This window comes from Porphyrobacter sp. THAI-01a, from assembly GCF_056868655.1.
Window position 1 is genome coordinate 687,557 of record NZ_CP180579.1, and the last position, 22,567, is coordinate 710,123.

Sequence of the window (22,567 nt, forward strand, 5' to 3'; positions counted from 1 at the left end):
CATGGCCTACAAACTCGATCAAAGGACAATGCCACTTCTCGCAGGCGCTGCGGTGATTGCGCTGGCTGGTGGCGGCGCTGGGTATCTCTTGAGGGGTGATACCGCACAGACTGGGAATGCCACGCACGCTGAAGAGGAAGAAAGCGGTGGAGACGCCGATGAAGCGACTGTTTCAGCCGGAGCCTCGGAGGGAACAATTGCGGTCAGTGATGCGCAGATACAAGCAGCGGGGATTGCTGTTGCCGTAGTACAGGAGGGCCTTGCCGGCGGCGAGGTGACGGCAGCGGGCGTTCTGGTTCCGCCCACCCAATCGGTTGGGCATGTCACGGCACGGACCTCCGGTGTTGTGGTGCGCATCCTGCGTCAGCTTGGCGACCGGGTTGGTGTCGGGGATCCTCTTGCAGTGATCGACAGCCGTGAAGTGGCTGAAGCACAAGGTGCCGCAGCGCGCGCACGCCGCGCGGCCGAAGCCGCGCGCACTGTACTTGTCCGGGAGGAAAGTCTGTTCCGCCAGCGTGTGACTGCCCGGCAGGACTATGAAGCCGCGCAGGCGGCCTATGACGCTGCGCGCATCGAAGCGCAGCAGGCCGATCAGGCATTGCGAGCATTGGGCGCCGGCAGTGGCGGCGGGACGACGCGCCTCATGACGCTGCGCTCGCCGGTTGCAGGCGAGGTAACGTCGGTAACGGTGACCCCGGGCGAATATGTTCCGCCGGAGCGCGAGCTGTTTCAGGTCGCCGATCCACGGACGGTATGGGCAGAGCTGATGATCCCAGCGCGCGACATCCAGCGGGTTGTGATCGGTCAGACCATCACGCTTTCCGTCCAGGGGAGCGATCATCCCCATACCGGTCGCATACGGTTCCTGTCGCCTGCCGTCGATCCGGCGACCGGCGCGGCCAAGGCGATCGCGACTATCGACAACACCGACGGTGACTTGCGCGTCGGACAGAATGTCAGCGCGAGGGTTGCTACTCCGGGCGTTGACGGCGCGCGCGTACCAGTCGTGCCGCGCAGCGCGATCCAGGAGACCGAGGGGCGCAGTGTCGTGTTCGTGCGGACCCAGCGCGGGTTTGTCATGCGTCCGGTGACGATCGGGTTAGGTAGCGATGCAGCGGTTCCGGTCCTTTCCGGCCTGCGCGTCGGCGAGCGCGTGGCAACCGTCAACGCCTTCGTCCTCAAAGCGGAACTCGGCAAGGCCGAGGCCGAACATGATCACTGAGAGGACGGACGATGCTTGAGAAAATTCTGGCCTTCGCCGTCGAGCGAAGAGTGCTGGTGGTCATGCTGACCGTCTTCGCAGCAATCTACGGGGCGACCCAGCTGGCAAATTTGCCGGTCGATGCCGTGCCCGACATCACCAACCGGCAGGTGCAGATCAATGCCGTCGCGCCCTCGCTGGGACCGACGGAGATGGAACGACAGGTCAGCTATCCGATCGAGACCGCAATGGCGGGCATGCCCGGCCTGGTCGAGACGCGGTCGATTTCCCGCAACGGCTTTGCACAGGTCACAGTGATCTTCACTGACGATACCGATCTCTACTTCGCCCGCCAGCAGGTGGGTGAGCGCTTGACGCAGGCAGCGGGGACACTTCCGCCCGGGGTTGACCCACAAATCGGACCTGTGTCGACCGGCCTTGGCGAAGTACTGATGTGGACGGTCGACTTTGAGCATCCCGACGGGCGCGGGGCTCCGCGCGCGCGGGCCGGGCAGCCGGGCTGGCAAACTGACGGCAGCTATCTGACACCTGAGGGACAGCGGTTGACGACGCCGGAGGAGCGCCTGACTTACCTGCGCACCGTACAGGACTGGATCATTCGCCCGCAGATGCGCCAGGTTGCCAATGTGGCGGGTGTCGACGCGATCGGCGGCTTCGTAAAGCAATATGAAGTCGCACCCGATACGGTGCGTTTGGCCGCCGCCGGTCTGTCGATGGCCGATCTGGTCGAGGCGCTCGAACGCGGCAATGTGTCGAGCGGTGCGGGCGTGGTCGAGCGCAGCGGTGAAGGGCTGGTGGTGCGGGCCGATGCCCGGGTGTCACGCGGGTCTGAAATTGCCAATATCGTGATTACCCAGCGTGGCGGGGCGCCGGTGCGGGTCATCGATGTAGCGACCATTTCATCGGGCCGCGAAGTCCGTACAGGTGCAGCCAGTGTCAATGGTCATGGCGCTGTGGTCGGCACCGCTCTGATGCTTGCAGGAGGCAACAGCCGCACGGTGGCAGCTGAATCCGCCGAGAAGCTCGAAGAGATCGGCGCGGCCCTCCCGCCCGGCATTGTCGTGACGCCGGTGCTCGATCGTTCGGTGCTGGTGGATGCGACGATCAGCACGGTGGCCAAGAACCTGACTGAAGGCGCGCTCCTCGTCATTGTCGTCCTGTTTCTGCTGCTCGGCAATTTCCGGGCTGCCATCATCACCGCGCTAGTGATCCCGCTGTCGATGCTGCTGGCGGCGATTGGGATGGTCAAAGGGGGTGTTTCAGGCAATCTGATGAGCCTTGGCGCGCTCGATTTCGGGCTGATCGTCGATGGCGCGGTGATCATCGTCGAAAACTGCCTGCGCCGTCTGGCTGAGCGCCATCATCACGAAGGCAGGTTGCTCAGCTTGCAGGAGCGGCTGCACGAAGTGATGGTTGCAGCGCGCGAGATGATCCGTCCGTCGGTGTTCGGTCAGGCCATCATTATTCTGGTTTATCTGCCGCTGCTCGCGTTCGACGGGGTGGAAGGCAAGATGTTTGCGCCGATGGCGATCACCGTGATGCTGGCGCTCGCCGCAGCGTTCATCCTGTCGCTGACCTTCGTACCAGCTATGGTGGCGCTGCTCGTGACCGGCAAGGTCGAGGAGAAGGAGCCGCGTGTGCTGGCGGCAACGCGGAGCCGCTATGAGCCTTTGCTCGACAAAGCGCTCGCCCGGCCATGGGTGGCCATCGGCTCGGGAACGGCGATTTTCCTTGTCGCGCTCTTGGCCTTCACCAGCCTTGGGAGGGAGTTCATTCCGCAGCTCGACGAGAAGAATTTCGCGCTTCATGCGATGCGGATCCCGTCCACGAGTGTCGAGCAATCGGCCTCAATGCAGTTGCAGGTCGAGGGGGTGATTGCTGGCTTTCCGGAGGTCGCGACGGTCTTCTCGAAGACAGGCACAGCGGAAGTTGCGACTGACCCGATGCCCGGCAATGTGTCCGACACCTTCGTGATCTTGCGCCCACGTGAGGAGTGGGCCGATCCGTCAGAAACGAAGGCTGCTCTGATTGCCCGAGTGGAAGCCCGCCTGAACACGCTGCTCGGCAACAATTACGAGTTCAGCCAACCAATCCAGATGCGGTTCAACGAGCTGATTTCGGGCGTGCGATCAGATGTGGCGGTCAAAGTCTATGGCGATGATTTCGAGACATTGCATGCTACGGCGCAGCGGGTTGCAGCCGCGCTGCGTGCAGTCGATGGTGCTTCGGATGTCAAAGTCGAGCAGACCGAAGGACTGCCGGCGCTGGTGATCGATTTCGACCGGGCGGCGATTGCTGCCTATGGTCTGTCGGTCGGCGATGTGACCGACGTGGTACAGATCGCGCTCGGCGGCCGCGAAGCCGGGCTCGTCTTTGAAGGCGATCGGCGGTTTGATGTCGTGGTGCGCCTGCCCGAAGGGCAGCGACGTGATCTCGACGCATTGGCCGCGCTGCCGGTTGCGCTGCCGACTGCGGAGGGAACGACGCGCTCGGTACAACTCGGTCAACTCGTCCGGTTCAAAGTCGAAAATGGCCCCAATCAGGTGAGTCGCGAAAACGGCAAGCGGCGGGTTGTGGTTCAGGCCAATGTGCGCGGGCGAGACCTCGGATCCTTTGTCGCCGATGCGCAGCAGGCGGTCGCGCGCGATGTCCAGATTCCCGCCGGCCTCTGGATCGACTGGGGCGGACAGTTCGAGAATCTCGAGCGCGCGCAAAGCCGTCTCAGCATCGTGGTACCCCTCGTCTTCGCGGCTATCTTTGCGTTGCTGTACGCAGCGCTGGGATCGGCGAGCCGGGCGGCGATGGTCTTCTCGGCCGTGCCGCTGGCGCTGAGCGGCGGGGTGCTATTGCTGTGGCTGCGTGGCATGCCCTTTTCGGTCTCCGCAGCGGTTGGCTTCATTGCGCTGTCTGGCGTGGCGGTGCTCAACGGGCTGGTAATGATGTCGAGCATCCTGGCGCTGCGTCAGAACGGCAAGGGCGTGCTGGAGTCGGTGCGCGAAGGCGCACTGATGCGCCTGCGGCCCGTGCTGATGACGGCATTGGTGGCCAGTCTCGGCTTCGTACCGATGGCTCTGGCAAGGGGCACAGGGGCGGAAGTGCAGCGACCGATCGCGACGGTGGTAATCGGCGGATTGATTTCGGCGACCCTGTTGACCTTGGTCGTCTTGCCCGCGCTCGCCCGGCTTGTGCTCGACCGGGAAGCAAGACGCTTTCCTGACGATGAGCCGCAGGCATTATCCCCCGCAATCGCATGAGATGAGGATCAGATGCATTGGAAGATAGGACTAGCGAGAAAGGCGATGAACCACAGCGATAAGCGATTTGCGTCGCAATCTTGCGAACGGTGTTTGATCACGCAGGATGCAGGCTGATGGGGGCGAGCCATGATCATGGCGCCGGCAGGCGAGATGCGAGTGCGCAGGAGCATTGCCTAGCTGATTGTAACTAAGTCTTTGATCAAACCGAACCCAGCAGTATGGTCCATCCAGTGACACAGCGCCTCTTTCTCTACCTCGCGGCATTTCTGGTCGCGCTGCTGCCCGTCGAGGCAACGTATGCAGCGAACGGTTGTACCCCCATGGCAGAGATGAGCGCAGACGCAGGCGGCTGCGATGATTGCATGGATGATGAGCGTCAGCAGTGTCAGAGTTACTGTCTCGCCTTTTGCCAGACGCTGCCAGCAGCGCGATTTTCGTCACTAGAAGCCCGCGATCTTTCGTCGCTCACCTTTCTCCTGCTTATCGCCAATTCTCCGCCCTCGCCAAACGCAGGGCCGGAACCGCCTCCTCCCCGAATTCGCCGCTGATCCAGTCAATTCAACATCAACGGAGATACCATCATGAAAAAGTACATTATCGCTGCAGCCGTGCTGCTCGGATCCAGCTCTGCAGCATTTGCCGCTGCGCCGGATCAGGTTGCATCCCTCGCCATGTCCTGCTGCGACCTCGTGCTCGCTTGCTGCGATGCGGCCATGAGCTGCTGTCCGTAAGGGAATAACCAGAGCAAAAAGGGCGGGCGTCCGGTTACTAACCGGGCGCCCGCTTTCTTGTGTATGGTGGGGGCATTATCCCCATCGATAATGAGCAACGACCAATTATTTTTAGGCAGGTCAAAGCCTAAGGGGCGATGTTCTCAATTCTTATGCGGGCGACCTTTAGCCAATGGCTCTGGATAACATCCAGATTGCCATTGCCATCATCATTAGATTTTCAGTCAACGAGACGAAGCCTAGCGGGACATTGCTGTCGCCACCGACGCAAGCGCATTTGAGTTCGCGCTTGTCGATGTAGACTGCCTTGAAGACCGAAATTGCACCGATCGTCCCAATGAATAGCGCCACGGGTATCGAGAGCCAATGCAGCTGGCCTGAAACCATCAGGACACCGGCCAAGCCTTCAGCGAAGGGATAGAGGGTCGCATAAGGGACCCAGCGCTTCGCCAACAGGTCGTAATTGAGGAACATGGTCGCGAACTTGTCGACATTCTGAAGTTTGAGCATCGCAAGCACGCACATGCTAAACGCGATAAACCACTCGGCAACGCGAATGCTGAAGGCTGTGCCATCAACCGCGATGCCAGCGGCCATCGCCATGGCTGCTGTCATGGCGAAGAGCGCAATTACCGGGCGATAGCTGGTCGCGCCGGGAACAGGGACCTTGATCCCGAAGTAGCGCCGCAGGTCGTCATGCCCTCCGATCCGCTTGCCATCGATGAAGGTCTGTGGGGTGGTTGCAACGCCGTATTCAGCCTTGAACGCGTCAGTCTGTTCGCGCGTGGTGAGGTGCCGATCATCGACGGAGTAACCTCGCGTTTTGAGCAGATGCTTTGACTTCAGGCCGTAAGGGCAAGTGTGGTTTTGCATGACCATGCGGTGAAGCACGGCGGTTTTTGTAGGCTTGGGCATTAGTGATTTCCTTTGAATCGCAAACTTGCGGCTTATATAGGTTCCGTACCATGGTACGGGATCAAGCATTATATGAAGATCGGTGAATTTGCCCGTGCAGGCGGGGTCAACGTCGAGACGATCCGTTATTATCAGCGGCGCGGATTGGTGGCCCAGCCTGAGCGCCACGAGGGTCCGCGCCGCTACACGCGCGGCGATCTGGCACGCTTGCAATCGATCCGCTCGGCGCAGACCGCCGGGTTCACACTTGAAGAGATCGCCACGCTGCTCTCCCTCGATTCTGGCGACCGAGCGGCGGCGCAGGACCTTGCACGCGTTCGGATCGCGGCGCTTGATGAGAAAATTGCCACTTTGCAAACCATGCGCGGTGCGCTCGTCCGGCTCGCCGAGGACTGCGCTGCGGGGAAATCTGGGCCCTGTCCGATCATCGATGCCTTCAGTTTTGAGCTGCAACGATAATTGGGCATCGGAAAGTGAGGGGTTTTGTCCGCGCCTGCGTATACAACTCTAAAGGAGCTGCATGATGGATCTCGACGAGAATCTCGCACGCCTGGCCAGACTTCCTGTCCCGGATATGTCCGGGATTGATGGTGAACGCCTCGCGCAGCGCGCACAGGCAGACGTCAGGCAGACACGGGCATTGCTCGGACTAGGCCTCGTTGCGTCGCTCGGACTGGGCGTTTTCAGCGGTCTTCAGGCACCTGCACAAGCCGAAGTGCCTATTGCCGCCTTCGGTCCCCCGGCATCGCTGACCCCTCTCATCGCCCTGGGTCAGCAATGAACCAGCGTCGCATCGTTTTGGCGGCGGGGCTGATCATTGCGCTTGCGCTGGTAGGGGTATGGCTCGGAAGAATGCTTCAACCCGCACCGCACCATGGTGGGGCTGAACTCCACGCCCTGATTCATGATGAGCTTGACCTCGACCCGGCGCAGGAAAAAGAACTGACTGCATTGGAGCGCCAGTTCGCTGCGCGGCGCGAAGCGCTCGAAGAACGGCTCAGGAGCAGCAACGCGCTGCTCGGCGAAGCCATTGCTGCCGAGCACGAATACGGTCCCCGCGTGTCGGCCGCGGTCGACGAGACGCATGACGCGATGGGGGATCTCCAAAAAGCAACACTCGAACACGTTTTCGCGATGCGCGCCATTCTGCGCCCCGATCAGCAATCACGGTTCGATGCGGTGGTCAGCAAGAGCCTCGCTGCTCAGCCGCAGTGACCGCTGACGATCCGGATGCGGCGCTCGTCCGCAGATCTCTGGCTGGCCATGCCGATGCGCAGCGGGAGCTTGTGGAGCGCTACCGCGAGACAGTGTACCGGCTTGCGCGCTCAGCGACGGGTGATCCGGATGAAGCCTTGGACATTACGCAGGAGGCTTTCATAGCCGCATTCGGCGCGCTGAACCGCTTCGACCCCGGACGATCGTTCAAGGCCTGGATCAGCGCCATCACGCTCAACAAATGCCGGGACTGGGCCCGTCGGCGCGCCGTCAGGCGCTTCATAGGCCTGCCCATGTCCGAACAGGCTGCGCAATGGATTGCCGATGATGCACCCTCGGCACAAACGCTTGCCGCAGACCGCGCCGAGCTCGCCGCGACCGCCCGCGCGATCGCCAAGCTTCCAGCACGTCTCAAAGATGTCCTGATCCTTTGCACAGTCGAAGGGCTAAGCCAGCAGGAGACCGCAACGACACTGGGCATCAGCGTAAAGGCGGTCGAGACACGTCTTGGGAGGGCGCGGAAAAAACTTCAGGAAACTTTGAGGGGTGAAGGCCTTGCGCGCGTATAAATCGCATGACCAGTCCTCATCTCACAAGACGTCACCTGATCGCTGCGTTTGGCGCGGCCTCAGCCTTCGCCGCTACGCCAGCTTGGGCGCAAGGGCACAGCATGCACCGGGGCGGCAGCCATGGCCGCGACGGCCCGCGCATTCCTGCGGGCTTTGGTGAGCTCAGCGGCGAGGTCATCGATCTTGCCGTCGGCAGCGGGCATCGCATTGTTGAAGGGCGACGCGGCCCGGGCATCGCCGTCAATGGCAGTGTCCCCGGCCCGTTGATCCGGCTGCGCGAAGGGCAGAATGTCCGCCTGAATGTCACCAACAATTTGAGCGAGGATACATCGATCCACTGGCACGGGCTATTGCTCCCGTTCCAGATGGACGGGGTCCCGGGCATCAGCTTTCCGGGCATCAAGCCGGGCCAGACCTTCACCTACGAATTCCCGGTCCGCCAGGCAGGTACCTATTGGTATCACAGCCACTCGGGCTTGCAGGAGCAGTCGGGGCATTATGGCCCTTTGATTATTGACCCGGCAGGCGCCGAACCGGTGGAGTATGATCGCGATTACATTTTGCTGCTAAGCGACTTCACTGTGCTCGACCCACATTTCATCATGCAGCGGTTGCGCACCGGCGAAGGCTATTTCAACCGCCAGCAAAACACCTGGACCGATGACTACCCGATGACCGGCGAAGAACGCCGGATGTGGGCACAGATGCGGATGATGCCGACCGATATCATGGATATTGGCGGGAAGACGTACACGTTTCTTGCCAACGGACGTGGGCCGGCGGAGGGCATGGAATATCTGTTCAAGCCGGGAGAACGCATCCGGCTGCGTATCATCAATGGATCGGCGCAGAGCTTTTTCAACGTTCGCATCCCCGGCCTGCCGATGACGATCATCGCAGCAGATGGGCAGAACGTGCGCCCGGTTGAGGTTGACGAATTCCAGATCGGCACTGCCGAAATCTATGACGTAATCGTCGAGCCAGGAAATGCCGAAGCCTATGCCATCGTCGGTGAGTCGATGGACCGTTCGGGCATGGCGCTGGCCATGTTGGCGAGTCGGCCCGGTGCGCGGGCGACCGTTCCTGCGCTGCGCGATCCGCCGCTGCTAACCATGGGCGACATGGGAATGGATCACGGGTCCGGCAGCATGGATCATGGAGCAATGACGTCCGGTCCTTCCGCAGAAGGTGCAACCGGTGGTGCAACAGGCGCGATGGATCACGCAGCCATGGGACATGGCGACGTGGCCGCCTCTGCCGATAGTGGCATGGCAGGCATGGCGATGAGTGGCATGAGCATGGACGGCATGAAGATGCGCGATACCGCGCTGCTCCCGCCCGACGTCGCGATCGGCCCAGGCATCGACATGGTGTCGATGGCCCCCATCGACAAAATGGGCGATCCCGGCCTTGGACTGCGCGATGTGCCGCACCGGGTGCTCAATTATCGCATGCTCAAGGCGCTCGAGCCCAACCGCGACACCCGCGAGCCATCGCGGCTGCTCGAACTGCACCTTACTGGCAATATGGAACGTTATATGTGGTCGTTCGACGGGCGGATGTATTCTGCCGTCAGCGATGTGCCGATCCGTTTTGCATGGAACGAGCGGGTGCGGGTGAAGCTGGTCAACAACACCATGATGGCGCACCCCATCCATCTGCACGGCATGTTCTTCGAGCTGGTAAACGGGGAAAGCGCTGCGCTTCAGCCGCGCAAGAACGTCGTGATCGTCCAGCCCGGCGCCAGCGCGCAATTTGATCTCACGGCCAATGAACCCGGCGACTGGGCGTTTCACTGCCACCTGATGTATCACATGCATGGCGGGATGATGCAGACTGTGACCGTGGTCGGTCCGGGCGGCGGTGCATGAGCGTGCGGTCTGTCCTGTCAGCGGCCCTGCTCGGGAGCGCGTTGATCTCCGTTCCGGCCTTCGCTCAGCATCAAGGGCATGCAATGCCCGCGCCAGCGCCCACACCTGCGCCAGCGCCCGGCGACCGCCATGCCGGCCACGGCATGCCCGCGGCGCCGACAGCGCTTGATCCGGCCGATCCGCACGCGGGGCACGCCATGCCAGAGCAGCCTGCTACCGCTGAGCCAATCGACCCTCACGCAGGCCATGACATGACGGGTGGGGCGGCCGGGCCTGCCGATTCGATGATTGGCATGGACCACAGCACCATGGATCATGGCGCGGTCGACGTTGCCGCGCCTGCTTCTCCGGGACCTGCCATGGAAACCCCGCCGCCACCTGAGGCCGGAAGCGGTCCACCGCGCGCCGCCGATGCCATCTGGGGCGCCGACGCGATGCGGGCTTCGCGCGAGGAATTGCAACGCACCCATGGCGATTTCCCGGTCTTCTGGTTTCAGGGCGATCGTTTCGAGACGCAGGTGCGCGACGGTCGTGAGGGCTATCTTTGGGATCTTCAGGGCTATTATGGTGGCCCGACGAGCCGGCTCTGGTTCAAGAGCGAAGGTGAAGGCACGTTCGGCGAACCGATTGAACAAGCCGAGGTCCAGGCGCTCTACGCGCGGGCCATTGCGCCCTTCTGGGATCTGCAGGCGGGCGTGCGCCAAGACCTCCGCGGACCCGATACCACGCATGCGGTGATCGGCGTGCAAGGGCTTTCGCCCTATATGTTCGAGGTCGACGCCGCATTGTTCCTGTCACAGCGTGGCGATCTCACAGCGCGGATCGAGGGCGAGGTCGACCAGCGCATCACTCAACGTCTGATCCTGCAACCGCGCGCCGAGGTGAACCTGTCGGCGCAGGAAATTCCGCAGCTCGGCACCGGGTCAGGCATCGATTCGGTCGAGGTCGGCGTGCGGCTGCGCTACGAGTTTATTCGCGAATTTGCCCCGTATATCGGCATCGAGCAAAGTTGGCGCCTCGGCGGCAGCGCCGATTACGCCCGCGCACGCGGCGAGGATCCCAGCGTCACGAACTATCTCGTTGGCATCCGTTTCTGGTTCTGAAATAAAGGAGTACCCCATGAAATTCGCATCTCTCCTCGCCGCAATCGCAATGGTCGCCGCTCCGCTTGCAGTTCCGTCCGCTTCGCTTGCTCACACCAAAGTCGTCGCATCGACACCGGCTGAGGGAACGACTGTTGGCAGCGCCCGCGTGGTCACACTGACCTTCAGTGAAGCTCTGCTCCCGCCGACGGCGGCAGCAAGCATCGTCATGACCGCGATGCCGGGCATGGCAAACCACGGCGAAATGGCCATCCGCAATTTCACCACCTCTTGGTCCAACGGCAACAAAACGATGACACTCACCCTGAAAAAGCCGCTGGCCAAAGGAACCTATGAGGTGCGCTGGCAGGCTGCGGGGGCGGACGGCCATCGTATGACAGGTAAAGTCAGCTTTATCGTCGGCTGATAATGAGATGGGTGAGCCAACCGAACAGGTTCTGCGGTTTGCTCATTATGCTTTGCTGCTCGGCCTGTTGGGTTGGACGGCATTTCGGTTGGTTGGGTTGCGTGGCGAGCGCTGGGTGCCTCACGACGAGGGCGGTCACACGCTGATCATCGCAGCGCTTGCGGCACCGGTGGTTTCAATCGCCCTGATGCTGGCCTCGATCGCTGCTATGATGGGTGTGCCAATTACAGCGCTCGATTGGCCGATGGCCGAAGCAATGATTGTTGGCACTGACCTTGGCAAAGCGTTCATCTTGCGCGAATCTTTGCTCACCTTCGGCTTGTGTGCGTTGTTCATTCGACACCGGACTAGCGTAGGTTTCCCCGTCGCTGCTGCCTGCTTCGCCGGTGCGCTGCTCACGCTAAGCTGGAGCGGCCATGTGGCTGCGACTGAAGGCGGATTGGGCTTGTTCCACCGTCTGAATAACGGCGTACACTTGCTTGCGGCGAGCTTGTGGGTAGGTGCCATCTGCTGGTTCCTTTTACTGACAATCAAAGCTCACCGGCAGCCCGCTCTTATCCCTACCGATCAGCTGCTTCGCGTCATGCATGGCTTCGCACCGCTGGGTGTCGGGCTTGTCGCAGCTGTATCTATGACGGGTCTGATAAATGCGCAGCTGATCTTTGGCTTGGAGAACACCATAGCCGTTTCCGACACCCCCTATGGCTTGTTGTTAGTCGCAAAAGTGACGTTAGTTGGCGGAATGCTGGCGTTTGGCGCGCACAATGCCCAGATCGGACGGCGGCATTTTCTGGTTCATGAACGCGACAGTGTGGAGCACTCAGTTGCACTGACGCTCCTGCGTAAAAGCTTGGCAGGCGAGTTGATGTTGGCTGCTGGGGTGATTGGACTGGTTGCTGTGCTGGGCATGCTGTCTCCAATGACGATGTAGACAGTACGTGGATTGACCACCGAGGGGGAACACAGATGCTGCGTTAGCGCTGCTTGCGGAAGATGTCGTCATCTTTGAATCTGGCGGCGTCGAAAGAGGTCGCGCCGAATATGCCAGCCACCATCTGGAGGCGGACGCTGCCTTTACCGCCGCTGTAACTCGGAAGCTGGTAAGCCGGACTGATCGAATGCAAGGCGATATGGCGTGGGTTATGAGCGTTGAAACGGTCTCAGGAACGTACCGCACGCGTGTGATCAACAGCCGGTTGATCGAGACGGTAATTCTCAGGCGGATGAAAGGGCAATGGCGTATCATGCACATCCATTGGTCATCTGCGACAATCAATGGCTAGAGCATGTGAATTGATGTCAGTAAGCAGAACAAAATTCCGAACTTGACAGAGACAATTTTACATAATGTATGTTGTCTGTTGTTTTTGAGCGGGCATAGATGCCGCCCAGAAGAAAATTGAAGCTGCCATCGAAATCACTAGAGAGAAGAACCTCCGCGCTCCATGATTTTCGGCGCTCCGCCGATCTATCGAAGGAGAGTGGCGTTTCAGAGCAGCGCGAGTTGCCTTCGAATGCGCCCCTATTACCGTCATCATTGTCGGAAGTGCATAACACGCCCTGTGGTCCGCTCGGTATGAGGGCTTGGGTGATTGGTGCGAAGTAGGCGGCGGAGCCGGGAACAACTGCGGGCGCCGGCGCAGGAAGACCTGTTGGTATGCCAACAGTCGCAAAACTGGATAGCGCATTCAGAGCTGGAGCAAACGTGCTGCGATTCTGAATGCCAAGGAAGTAATCCTGACGGGATTCGACTTGTGTGTCTTGGTAAATTCCCGTCACAGATAGAGAGAGATCCCCCAACCTCTGCTCCAAACGGGCCTGTAACTGTAACTCATCAGCAAAATAAAAAGGCGTATATGCTGTATTGACCACCCGGACATCACTGGGTTCGTTAAACCCGCTGAACGCGTCTGGGCCGTACAGGCTTCCGAGACCCAAGGCAGACGGAATGCCCTGAAGGGCGAAAAATTCTCGTGAGCTAAGCGTAGCGCCGACCGTTGAGTTGGCGTTAGTGATATCAAAATCACGCCGATTGTTCAGGCAGCCAAGAACACCAAGAGGATCACGCTGACAAGTTTGCTTTTGGTTGCGCAGTCGATTATCTTTTTCACGGAAGTAATAGCCCATCAAGTCTATTGTAGTGTCGACAGTTGGTTCGAACCTTAAAGAGCCTCGGAAGGCATACATATCACGGTCATCAATGTCCGTTCCGTCGAAGACATTCGTGGTATACCCGTCCCGATTGAGATAGAAGCCGGCCAATCGGACACCAATCGTGTCGGTGATTGGAGCGTTAACCATGCCTTCGACCCTGATGCTGTTGTAGTTGCCATATTCCAACTCACCGGACGCTCCGAAGGCCCCCAGGTCGGGTTTCGCTGTAACGAAATTCACCACCCCGGATGTCGCATTACGTCCGAACAGCGTTCCTTGCGGCCCGCGCAGAACTTCCACTCTTTCTAAATCAAAATATTCTGTTTCAAATAACCGTGTTCCAAAGAGCGGGGAACCGTTCACATGAATAGCTGTTGCCGCATCACATGTGACGCCTACGCATAGATCACCAATTCCGCGTATTGTAAAAGATGCGGCGGTGAAATTGCCCTTTGAGAAGGACACGTTTGGCAGTGTTAGTTGTAGATCCGACGCATTTTCAATTTGCTGGCTTCCGAGCGCTTCGGCGTCAAAAGCGGAAACAGCAATGGGTACCTCTTGAAGGCTTTGCGACTGCCGTTGCGCTGTGACGATAATTACAGAGCTATCCGCATCAGGGCCGCTTTCAGTATTCTCCTGCGCATTAGCCGCGTGCGGACAAGCCACGACAACTGCGGCACTCGCCAGTATCATCGCCCTAGTTTTCATTTTGTATCCTCTCCGTTCGTCGGCTGAGACGTTCTACCCCGCAGCGGCTTGCGATGCTCAAAAGCGCCCACCTTTGGATCGCCCTGAAGCTTTCTTGAGGAGGGGAGAGAGTGCCATCCTCGCAAGTGAGAAGCTATGCGAAGATGTGAAATTAGTAAAGCCATTTAAGGTTGGTGTTGGATAGCTTGATAGACCGGAAGCAAGGCACGGTCCTTGCAGAAATGTCGACCCGTCATGAGAGCACACAAGCCATTGAGACAGCGCTCTCTCCGTCTCCCGTGATGGTCGAATGAGGTCGCTGGCCTAGTCGGTTGTAAAGTGCGCGGGTAAGGCTGAAAACAATAAGGGGGCGCCCCGTTCCCGGAGCGCCCCATCCTTGTTCGCCTGTGGCCGACCTCGGTTGCAATGCAATCGCAGGGCCAAGCGGCCGCCCGCAGCGACGCGACCTTCAGGTCGCGTGAGCAAGCATATCGCACCCCGCTTAGGGTGCGATCATTAAAACTCAAACAGAGCTTCGATACCCACGTTCCGGCCACGCATCAGCGGTGAGAAGGTGCCGGCGGTGGGTTGCAGTCCGAACGGACGGCGCACGCCAGTCGAGGTTGAACCAGGGAAGGTCGGACCGAAGGGTACCTGTGTGTCGCCCCCTTCCTGCACCTGATCGAGCAGGTTGCGCCCGTAGATTGAGAGCGACAGCCCGTCGACCGGTGTGTTCCAAGTAATGTTGGCTTCCAGCATGCTCAAATCGTTCAGCCATCCCAGGTTGTCGTCCGTGTAGGCCGCTTTGTCGCGATACTGGTAGTTCACTCGCGTGAGGATGTTACTGCTCCCGAGGTCGAGTTCGTGGATGAAACCGGCACCCACAGTGACAGGCGAGACGCGCGGTATGCTAAGGCCCAGCGAATCCGCCGGATTACCGGTGATACCGTCGGAACTGCCGATATTGAACAATAGGCTGTCGTATTCCGCGTCAATCAGGCCGAGGTTGGCGGTGAAAACCAGCGAGTCCGACACCCGCATGCGGGCTTCGGCGTCAATGCCCATGATGGTGGCATCGGCAGTATTAACAATATTCTGAACGACGCCCGAAGGGCCTGCCGTGTTCACCTCACGCTGCATATTGCCGATCTTGGTCACATAACCAGCAAGATTGAGTGTAAACGAACGGTCGGCCGTCTGGAACTTGCCCCCGATTTCGTAGGTGTCGACCTGCTCTTCGTCGAAGCCCAGCGCGCCATCGGTAGCAGCAAGAATGCGATTGAACAGCGCGACGTCGGTTATGCGGAAGTTGTAGCCACCCGAACGGAAGCCGCGGCTCCAGTGCCCATAGACCTGGCTGTCCGCGAACTCGTATTGTAAACCGAGCTTTGGCGAGACGTTGCGGAAACGCACGCGATCTGTGAAGCCGTTGCTCTCTCCGGGAACGAAGGGGTTGGTGCCCGATGTCGGGCAGGTGCCTTGGACCACCGAACAGGTTGGCCGCGGACGGATGAAGGTGATGCCTGCATCCTTAGTTTCCTGATTCCAGCGGATGCCCGCGATCAGCGACAGATTGTCAACAAATTCCCACTGGGCGTTGGCGAACACACCGATCACTTCGTGGTTCTGCGAACCGCCGCCCCAGAAGCGCGGGGGTTGCAGGTTCACCGGCAGGTCACGGCGCAGGCTGCGTTCTTCGGTGTAGGCAAGATCTTGTTCGAACCAAAACCCGCCAACGGTCAAGTCTAGGCTGTCGAGCGAAATTGCATAACGCAGCTCGTTTGAAAATTGCTCCTGTGCCGTCTCGGTCGTTGAATGGAACAGAAAGAGAGGTGTGGCGTCGATATCGCCGAGGGTGGTGGCGTCATACTTGCGCCAGCCGAACACGTTGGTCAGTGTGCCGGCACCGATATCAACCGTCGCGGTAAGTGAACCGGTCCAGATTTCGTTCGCGTAATTGCCCGGCTCATCAATCGAGAAATCGAACGAATTTCGGTCAAAAAGAGCCCGGTTCTGGCTGGACGGGCCGTCGCCGTCGCTCTCGAAGTAGTCGAGCTTGCCGAGCAGGGTCAGGCCGCCGAGGCGGGCTTCCAGCGCGCCACGCAGGATCTTGGTTTCGGCTGCACCGTGGTTCGAATTGTCGAACAGGTTCGTGAAGTAGCCTTCGTCCTTGTTGTAATAGGCGCCGACCTTGAACAGCAGCACGTCCTCGACGATCGGGCCGCTCAGCACGCCGCTGACGGTGTAGTTGGCGCCGCCGCGGCCGCTATCGATCGGGCCATCAACTGCCGCGCGGAACTTGCCGCGGAAATCTTCGGTCGGGTTGCCGGTGTTGATCACCACCGCGCCGCCGGTGACGTTGCGGCCAAACAGCACACCCTGCGGGCCGCGCAGCACTTCAACGCTATCGAGGTCGAACAGGTCGAACACCACGCCCCCGTTGATGCCGAGATACACGCCGTCAACGAAGACGCCCACGGTCGGGTCGATCGAGGGGATCGACGAGTTGATGCCGACGCCACGGATCGTGAAGTTGGCCGCGCCGCGGGTCGTGCCCACATCGTCGAGACTGACGCTCGGCGCTTGAAACGAAAGGCCAGCGATGTTGCGGATCTTGAAAGCTTCGAGTGTACTGGCGTTGAACGCCGTAACGGCCAGCGGCACGTCCTGCACGTTCTCGGCATCCTTGGTCTTGGTTCCGGTAACGAGAATTTCGTTGATCGCGTCGAGCGAGTTAGCACTCGTCTCTTGCTGGTTTTGCGGCTCGGCGTCCTGAGCGTGCGCGGCAAATGGGCTTATGGCAGCCGTGGAAAGCAGCAATGCCAACGAGCGTCGGAACAGCATATGTTTCTGCATGATGACCTCTCAATTCTTGTCTGTTTTGGCTATTGCGTTTTGCGGATGCATCGTTTCGCGTCAACTGGACAGAGCAACCAATTTCACACTGTGACCAACCTGCAACATCAAGGCCGCCCAGCTGCACGCGAGACGGCGAGTCGCATGCGCGATCCTGGCGACTACTTGCCCGGGTCCGCCTTTGGCTCGGCCTGCCCTGCCGTTATTGTGCTGGGAACGGTTAAAGGCCGGCCAAGGGGATACGCCGTGGAGCTAATGGCAGACCGCGATCGCTCTGAGCATGCAGTCTTGGCAAGAATCTCTCACTGACAGGACTGATCACTTCTGATGCAGCAGAACGGGATTCGCGGTGGGCGGACCAGAATGTCTCAGCATTTCTTACCGGTCTGCGAGGAAAGGCGTGAGCTGGACCGCAAAGGGGGGGGCATGACTAGGGCGGCAAAATTTCTGCTGCCTTCAGGAAAAAATCCGTGCGTGCTGCGATCATCTCGCGCGAGGTTGTCCCTATCACACCATAGCTGAATGCCTGCCTTTGTAGATCGGTTGAGAACAAGCTCATAAATTGATCCGCCAGAAAATCAGGAGTACCCTGCATGGAGTATCCTGCTTCTTGCCAACGCGCGAATAGCTCGCGCATTGCGTCCCTCGTACGATTAGCGGTACGTTCGAAGAACCTTCTTGCAAATCGAGGGTCGCTGACACTTCGGCCAATAACGATGCGAACGATTGCCACTACGTCAGGGTGAAGAAAAAACTTCTGAAGCCCGTCGGCCACCTGATGCAGCGTGGGACCTGGCGCCAAGCCGGCTTCCATAGCGTCGCGAACAATTGCTTCGCCTGAGGCCGCATTTTTTAGCACGACTGCCTCGAGAAGCCCGTCTTTATTTCCAAAGAGCTTGTATACGGTCGATAAAGACCCGCCCGAACGATTGACGATTTCGGCAAGCGTTGTTTGCTCGAAACCGTTCTTGATAAACAGGTCCCGCGCAGCCGCGACGATAGCCCCCTTGCGGCGCTCCAAGCGACAGTTTTGAGACGATTGCTCCATCACGGGAACCATTCGGACTTTATGTGGTAATTGACAACCGTGTAATAGCTATTACACCGATTCATCCATAAAAACAGAAGCCGAAGGATCCTCTCCCATGTCGCGCTGCTTCACGGCCCTCTTGGCCCTGCTGGCCTTTGCAGGATGTTCAGGCCGGAACGATCCACCGCCGCCGCCGCCGCCGCTTCCGGTTGAAGTCGTGACCATTGCGCCGCAAGCCGTGCCGAACGTGATTGAGCTGCCAGGCCGAGTTGAGCCCGTTCGGATGGCTGAAGTGCGCGCGCGTGTCACGGGCATCGTGCAGCGGCGGCTTTACGTCGAAGGAACCGATGTCCAAGCTGGTCAGCCATTGTTCCTTATCGACCCGAGGGAATTGAGGGCCACTTTTGCACAAACTCGTGCTTCGCTCGAACGAGCAAAAGCCACCGCAGCCAACGCCCGAGCGGTGGTGGAAAGATACAAACCCCTCGTTGCCGAAAATGCCATCAGCAGTCAGGAATATGATGCAGCCCTTGCTGCAGCGCGAGAAGCCGAAGCAAATGTCGCGCAGACCCGCGCCCAGCTCGAAGCGGCATCCCTACAACTGAATTACACCACAGTCCGCGCACCGATTGCCGGGCGAGCAGGGCGCGCCGAAGTCACCGAAGGCGCGCTGGTTAGCCAGATCGAGGGAACACTTTTGACGCGCATCGAGCAGAGTCAGCCAGTCTATGTAAACTTCGCCCAAGCTGCCACCGAAGTTCTTGCATTACGCCGCGCTATATCGAGCGGCAGATTGGCTCTTGACGAAAATGGGCGGGTTGAAGTGAGGCTGAGCTTCGCCGACGGGTCCGAGTATCCCATTTCTGGGTATATCAATTTTCTGGCGCTGTCCGTCGATGAAGAGACGGGTACCGTCGATCTGCGCGCCGAGTTTCCTAATCCAACCGGCGTTTTGCTCCCTGGCGAATTTGTTCGGGCAAAGCTGTTCATTGGGCAGTTGAAGGAAGGCATTACCATCCCACAGCGTGCCGTTGTGCTCTCCGAGCGGGGTGGATCCGTATTCGTCGTCGACCGCACAGGGGCGGTGGCCAACCGCCCGATTCGATTAGGTGCGCTGATCGGGGATCGATGGATTGTCGAAGATGGCTTGAAGCCAGGCGATAAAGTGGTTGTCAGCAATATCCAGAAGCTGCGCCCTGGCGTGGCTGTAAAGCCGATAAACGCGGCTCCAAGCAATGTGCCGCGCGTGGTGCCGGCGAAGGAGCGTTGACCGATGGCGCGCTTTTTTATCGACCGGCCCATCTTTGCCTGGGTTGTGTCGCTTGGCATTCTGCTTGCGGGAGTGCTCGCTCTCAGGGCTCTTCCTATAGAGCAGTATCCGGAAGTTGCTCCTCCTTCGCTGACCATAAACGTAGTATATCCCGGTGCCGACGCGCAAACCATCGAACAAAGCGTCACGCAGGTCATCGAGCAGCAATTGAACGGCGTAGAGGGCTTTCTCTACATGGCCTCGTCCAGCGCATCGAATGGTACAGCGAGCATTACGCTTACCTTCGAGGCCGGGACCGATATCGATATCGCTCAGACCGAGGTACAGAATCGGCTCAGCACGGTCGAAGCTCGCTTGCCCGAGGAAGTCCGGCGGCAGGGCATTACAGTTAGGCAAGCAAATGCGGGTTTCCTGCTTATTGTCGCGCTCACATCGCGGGACAAGGGGCTGAACAGTACCGATCTCGGAAACATCGCGTCGAGCCAGATCATTGACGAACTTCGCAGGGTGCAGGGGGTATGATCCCACTGGTGCTCGCGAGCGGAGCGGGGGCAGCCAGCCGGGTCGCCGTCGGTACAGGCGTGCTTGGGGGTATGATTGCAGCCACTGTGCTCGGCATATTTCTAATCCCGGCCCTCTATCTAGTGGTCCGCAGCATAGCCGGAGCCAAAGGTGAAAAGATCGCCGTCAACGACGTGGTTACATCTGGTTCACCGAACCCGCAGGAGTCGGACTGATGAAGAGAACCGCAATTCTGGCAATCGTATCCTTTGCACTTGTCGGTTGCGTGAATTTGGCGCCGGAACATGTACGGCCTGAGCTAGCGACTGGGTCAGCCTACAATCCTGAATACCGACCCGATGGGGCAGTGGTAGCATCGCAGCTGTCGTATCGTGACTGGTATGGCGATCCAAAGCTGCAAGCCTTGATCGCGAATGCCCTCGCAAACAATCGTGATCTGCTGGCCGCGACCGCACGGATAGAGCAGGCGCGGGCGCAATTCAGGATCGACGAAAGCCGCCGGCTGCCAAACCTTGTTGCGACCGGCAGCGGCAACCGGACGCGTCAGGCAACCGCCGGAAATCCGGTGTTCGGTGCCGGAGACGGAAACGCGCCAACTTCTTTCACTTTCAACCGATTTGATATCGGGGTGGGCATTAGCGCGTTTGAGCTCGATTTTTGGGGGCGTGTGCGCAATCAGAGCGAAGCAGCCCGTGCCCGATATCTGGCCGAAGTGGCGAACCAACGTGCATTCTACCTCTCTCTTGTGGCGGATACGGCGACTACTTACTTCGAGATCGTAGAAACCGAGGAACAAATCGTCCTAGCCGAGGCCACCGCTCGATCACGTCGCGAAGGGCTGAGGATTGCGAAGCTTAGGCTTCAGGCGGGCGTGACATCTGCTCTGCCATATCGCCAAGCTGAGACGCTGCTCACGCAAGCGGAACAACAGCTTGCGAGCGAGAAACTATCGCTGGCGCAACTTCGCAATCAACTCGCTGTGCTCGTCGGCGGGACGATGCCAGAGAAGCTCCCGGGTGGTCTCACGCTGGCACAACAGGCCGACGGGCGTCGGCTTGCCGCAGGGCTGCCTTCCGAGCTTTTGTTGGCCCGCCCCGACATTATCGCTGCGGAAGAGCAACTACGAGCCGCACGCGCGGATATCGGTGCGGCGCGTGCTGCATTCTTTCCTTCGATCTCGCTCACTGGATCTGCCGGCCTGACATCCACGAGTCTTGGCAACCTGTTCAACGAAGATGGTTTAGGGTGGAGTTTTGGCCCAAGCATCTCGCTACCCATATTCGATTTCGGTGCGCGAGAGGCAAATCTTGATCTGGCCAGGGCCTTGGAAGTTGAGCAAGTCGCTGTTTACGATCGTACCGTGCAGCAGGCCTTCCGCGAAGTATCCGATGCCTTGGCCGGTCGAAGATATTTGGCCGAGCAGATCGACACATTAGAGCGGGCCATTGTCGCGCAAACTGAGATCGCTAAGGTTGCCCGAGCGCGGTATCGGGAAGGAGTCGCTGATTATCTCGAAGTGCTCGATGCGGAGCGCAATCTCTTCAGCGCTGAGCAGCAACTCCTCGCCACGCGTCGGGCGTGGCTTCAAAATCGTGCCACGCTTTTCGTCGCGCTTGGTGGAGGAGCGGTCGGAAATGGAGCTGCTAGCTGACTTGCGACGCCGTTCGCGGCCGACAATTCTGAGTGAGAGAGCTAAAGGCATTTACTATCTGCGGCAATGTGCTACCATCAGAAGAGGAGGAAGGAAGCACCGAGTGTGTCGGTTTCCTTTCCTCTCTCCACACCTTTGGGCGGCCTGCGTGCCGCCCTTTTTTTTGGGAGGCATACATCGCTTGCCCAATCCTCAGCGATGCTCGAATTCAATCGCTTGGGAGCGCGCATTGGCGCTGAGATGCTCAAGAACTACTTTGAGCGCGGCTTTTTGATCGGCGGTAATGCCGAACCACAATGCTGCGTGCACACTGTCAGCAGCACGCCTGAGGTCCGGAAGGATTTTCGCAACCCTTGAAGTTAATGCCAAGGACCAAGCCCGGCCGTCATTCGGATCCCGCTGCTTTTCTACGAACCCTTGGTCTGACAATGCATTAACGGCCAATCCAATTGTTGCAGGTTCAAGATCGAGCTTTTTGGCAATCTCGGATTGGTTCAATGTTGGCTCTCGGATGAGCTGAGCCAGCACACGCCACTGGGTTCGATTGAGCCCCATCCCCTCCACGCGCTCATCAAAAGCTTTTCGGGCCGCACGGCTGATTTCATCCATCACGAATAGCATATGATCGTTGTCGTTGAAGATACGTTCCAATGGGGCCGTGGCTGTTTGATCGGTCATTTTGGGCTTCCACATCGCCGCAGTTTACTAGAGGGCTTTTGCATCTTGGGTTGATGGTTATACAGTAATTCAACGGTTCGCGTAGCACGGAATTTGCAACAGCACTGACTGATCAAATAACGAATTCAAGCGCACGACCGCCGGGTGCCTCGCATGAGAGCCAGAAGGGGCTCGAATCCGCGACAGCGGAGGGCCGTGATCATCGCTGCTTTCCTCATCTTGATTGGCGGAGCCTATTGGTTCTGCCGCCACCGGACTTTTGGCCAACACCCGCATTCCACCGACAACGCCTATATCCAGGCAGAAAGCGTCATTGTATCTCCTAAGGTCGCAGGATACGTCGAACGGGTTTGGTGACGCAGAGCCCCAGCGGCTGAGCGTGATCGTCGCAGGCCTTCCGCGCCCCGCAGCTAATCTCGTCCATCAGGAA

20 protein-coding genes and 1 pseudogene are annotated in these 22,567 nt (G+C 59.3%); 16 read left to right on the top strand and 5 right to left on the bottom strand.

What is annotated here, in order from left to right:
• The first annotated feature begins 1 nt into the window (after nucleotide 1).
• The 3 genes from ACMX37_RS03355 (at nucleotide 2) to ACMX37_RS03365 (ending at nucleotide 5,210) form a co-directional block, all read left to right on the top strand.
• Nucleotides 2-1,222 (top strand): efflux RND transporter periplasmic adaptor subunit, encoded by a 1,221-nt coding sequence (locus ACMX37_RS03355; RefSeq protein ID WP_088912958.1) that lies wholly within the window; start codon nucleotides 2-4, stop codon nucleotides 1,220-1,222.
• 11 nt (nucleotides 1,223-1,233) lie between these two features.
• Nucleotides 1,234-4,476 carry an efflux RND transporter permease subunit gene (locus tag ACMX37_RS03360; RefSeq protein WP_483147526.1) on the top strand — a complete coding sequence of 1,081 codons (3,243 nt, stop codon included), beginning with the start codon at nucleotides 1,234-1,236 and terminating at the stop codon, nucleotides 4,474-4,476.
• 584 nt (nucleotides 4,477-5,060) lie between these two features.
• On the top strand, nucleotides 5,061-5,210 hold the full coding sequence (locus ACMX37_RS03365; RefSeq protein WP_156076275.1) for a hypothetical protein: 150 nt from the start codon (nucleotides 5,061-5,063) through the stop codon (nucleotides 5,208-5,210).
• 165 nt (nucleotides 5,211-5,375) lie between these two features.
• On the opposite strand, the gene ACMX37_RS03370 is transcribed toward ACMX37_RS03365, so the two are convergent.
• Nucleotides 5,376-6,125, bottom strand: a complete 750-nt coding sequence (locus ACMX37_RS03370; RefSeq protein ID WP_162291046.1) for a MauE/DoxX family redox-associated membrane protein — start codon at nucleotides 6,123-6,125, stop codon at nucleotides 5,376-5,378.
• Nucleotides 6,126-6,197: 72 nt separating this feature from the next.
• Between ACMX37_RS03370 and ACMX37_RS03375 the strand changes: the two genes are divergently transcribed.
• The 9 genes and pseudogenes from ACMX37_RS03375 to ACMX37_RS03415 form a co-directional block, all read left to right on the top strand.
• Nucleotides 6,198-6,584, top strand: a complete 387-nt coding sequence (locus ACMX37_RS03375; protein ID WP_088912960.1) for a MerR family transcriptional regulator — start codon at nucleotides 6,198-6,200, stop codon at nucleotides 6,582-6,584.
• A 61-nt stretch (nucleotides 6,585-6,645) separates the two neighbouring features.
• Nucleotides 6,646-6,906 (top strand): hypothetical protein, encoded by a 261-nt coding sequence (locus tag ACMX37_RS03380; protein WP_086740551.1) that lies wholly within the window; start codon nucleotides 6,646-6,648, stop codon nucleotides 6,904-6,906.
• Nucleotides 6,903-7,340, top strand: coding sequence for a periplasmic heavy metal sensor (locus tag ACMX37_RS03385; protein ID WP_086740553.1), 438 nt, complete (start codon nucleotides 6,903-6,905; stop codon nucleotides 7,338-7,340). Before ACMX37_RS03380 ends, ACMX37_RS03385 begins: the two co-directional genes overlap by 4 nt.
• Complete coding sequence (locus tag ACMX37_RS03390; RefSeq protein ID WP_088912962.1) at nucleotides 7,337-7,909, top strand: RNA polymerase sigma factor; 573 nt, start codon at nucleotides 7,337-7,339, stop codon at nucleotides 7,907-7,909. Before ACMX37_RS03385 ends, ACMX37_RS03390 begins: the two co-directional genes overlap by 4 nt.
• 5 nt (nucleotides 7,910-7,914) lie before the next feature.
• Nucleotides 7,915-9,780 carry a copper resistance system multicopper oxidase gene (locus tag ACMX37_RS03395; RefSeq protein WP_088912963.1) on the top strand — a complete coding sequence of 622 codons (1,866 nt, stop codon included), beginning with the start codon at nucleotides 7,915-7,917 and terminating at the stop codon, nucleotides 9,778-9,780.
• Nucleotides 9,777-10,883: a copper resistance protein B gene (locus ACMX37_RS03400; RefSeq protein ID WP_086740559.1), complete on the top strand. Its 1,107-nt coding sequence runs from the start codon at nucleotides 9,777-9,779 to the stop codon at nucleotides 10,881-10,883. Before ACMX37_RS03395 ends, ACMX37_RS03400 begins: the two co-directional genes overlap by 4 nt.
• 16 nt (nucleotides 10,884-10,899) lie before the next feature.
• The gene (locus ACMX37_RS03405; protein ID WP_086740562.1) at nucleotides 10,900-11,289 is read left to right on the top strand and encodes a copper resistance protein CopC; all 390 of its coding nucleotides are present in this window, start codon (nucleotides 10,900-10,902) and stop codon (nucleotides 11,287-11,289) included.
• Between the two features lie 7 nt (nucleotides 11,290-11,296).
• A complete protein-coding gene (locus ACMX37_RS03410; protein ID WP_483147527.1) occupies nucleotides 11,297-12,220 on the top strand; it encodes a CopD family protein in 924 nt (307 codons plus the stop codon).
• A 34-nt stretch (nucleotides 12,221-12,254) separates the two neighbouring features.
• A pseudogene (locus tag ACMX37_RS03415) lies at nucleotides 12,255-12,572 on the top strand (YybH family protein); the annotation flags it as partial.
• A 16-nt stretch (nucleotides 12,573-12,588) separates the two neighbouring features.
• On the opposite strand, the gene ACMX37_RS03420 reads toward ACMX37_RS03415, so the two are convergent.
• The 3 genes from ACMX37_RS03420 to ACMX37_RS03430 all read right to left on the bottom strand — a co-directional run bounded on the left by ACMX37_RS03420 (nucleotide 12,589) and on the right by ACMX37_RS03430 (nucleotide 18,007).
• A complete protein-coding gene (locus tag ACMX37_RS03420) occupies nucleotides 12,589-14,151 on the bottom strand; it encodes a TonB-dependent receptor (RefSeq protein WP_483147528.1) in 1,563 nt (520 codons plus the stop codon).
• Nucleotides 14,152-14,646: 495 nt separating this feature from the next.
• Nucleotides 14,647-16,986, bottom strand: a complete 2,340-nt coding sequence (locus tag ACMX37_RS03425; protein WP_483147529.1) for a TonB-dependent receptor — start codon at nucleotides 16,984-16,986, stop codon at nucleotides 14,647-14,649.
• A 430-nt stretch (nucleotides 16,987-17,416) separates the two neighbouring features.
• The gene (locus tag ACMX37_RS03430; RefSeq protein ID WP_483147530.1) at nucleotides 17,417-18,007 is read right to left on the bottom strand and encodes a TetR/AcrR family transcriptional regulator; all 591 of its coding nucleotides are present in this window, start codon (nucleotides 18,005-18,007) and stop codon (nucleotides 17,417-17,419) included.
• A gap of 124 nt (nucleotides 18,008-18,131) precedes the next feature.
• On the opposite strand from ACMX37_RS03430, the gene ACMX37_RS03435 reads away from it, so the two are divergent.
• Genes ACMX37_RS03435 through ACMX37_RS03450 form a run of 4 tightly spaced genes read left to right on the top strand, consistent with a single transcriptional unit; the run spans nucleotide 18,132 to nucleotide 21,459 of the window.
• Nucleotides 18,132-19,286 carry an efflux RND transporter periplasmic adaptor subunit gene (locus ACMX37_RS03435; protein ID WP_483147531.1) on the top strand — a complete coding sequence of 385 codons (1,155 nt, stop codon included), beginning with the start codon at nucleotides 18,132-18,134 and terminating at the stop codon, nucleotides 19,284-19,286.
• A gap of 3 nt (nucleotides 19,287-19,289) precedes the next feature.
• Nucleotides 19,290-19,808: an efflux RND transporter permease subunit gene (locus ACMX37_RS03440; protein ID WP_483147532.1), complete on the top strand. Its 519-nt coding sequence runs from the start codon at nucleotides 19,290-19,292 to the stop codon at nucleotides 19,806-19,808.
• Complete coding sequence (locus ACMX37_RS03445) at nucleotides 19,805-20,023, top strand: efflux RND transporter permease subunit (protein ID WP_483147533.1); 219 nt, start codon at nucleotides 19,805-19,807, stop codon at nucleotides 20,021-20,023. The genes ACMX37_RS03440 and ACMX37_RS03445 overlap by 4 nt, the downstream gene beginning before the upstream one ends.
• A complete protein-coding gene (locus tag ACMX37_RS03450) occupies nucleotides 20,023-21,459 on the top strand; it encodes an efflux transporter outer membrane subunit (protein WP_483147534.1) in 1,437 nt (478 codons plus the stop codon). The genes ACMX37_RS03445 and ACMX37_RS03450 overlap by 1 nt, the downstream gene beginning before the upstream one ends.
• A 192-nt stretch (nucleotides 21,460-21,651) precedes the next feature.
• Here the strand turns inward: ACMX37_RS03450 and ACMX37_RS03455 are convergent, their stop codons facing one another.
• The gene (locus tag ACMX37_RS03455) at nucleotides 21,652-22,137 is read right to left on the bottom strand and encodes a MarR family winged helix-turn-helix transcriptional regulator (protein WP_483147535.1); all 486 of its coding nucleotides are present in this window, start codon (nucleotides 22,135-22,137) and stop codon (nucleotides 21,652-21,654) included.
• Nucleotides 22,138-22,567 lie beyond the last annotated feature (430 nt).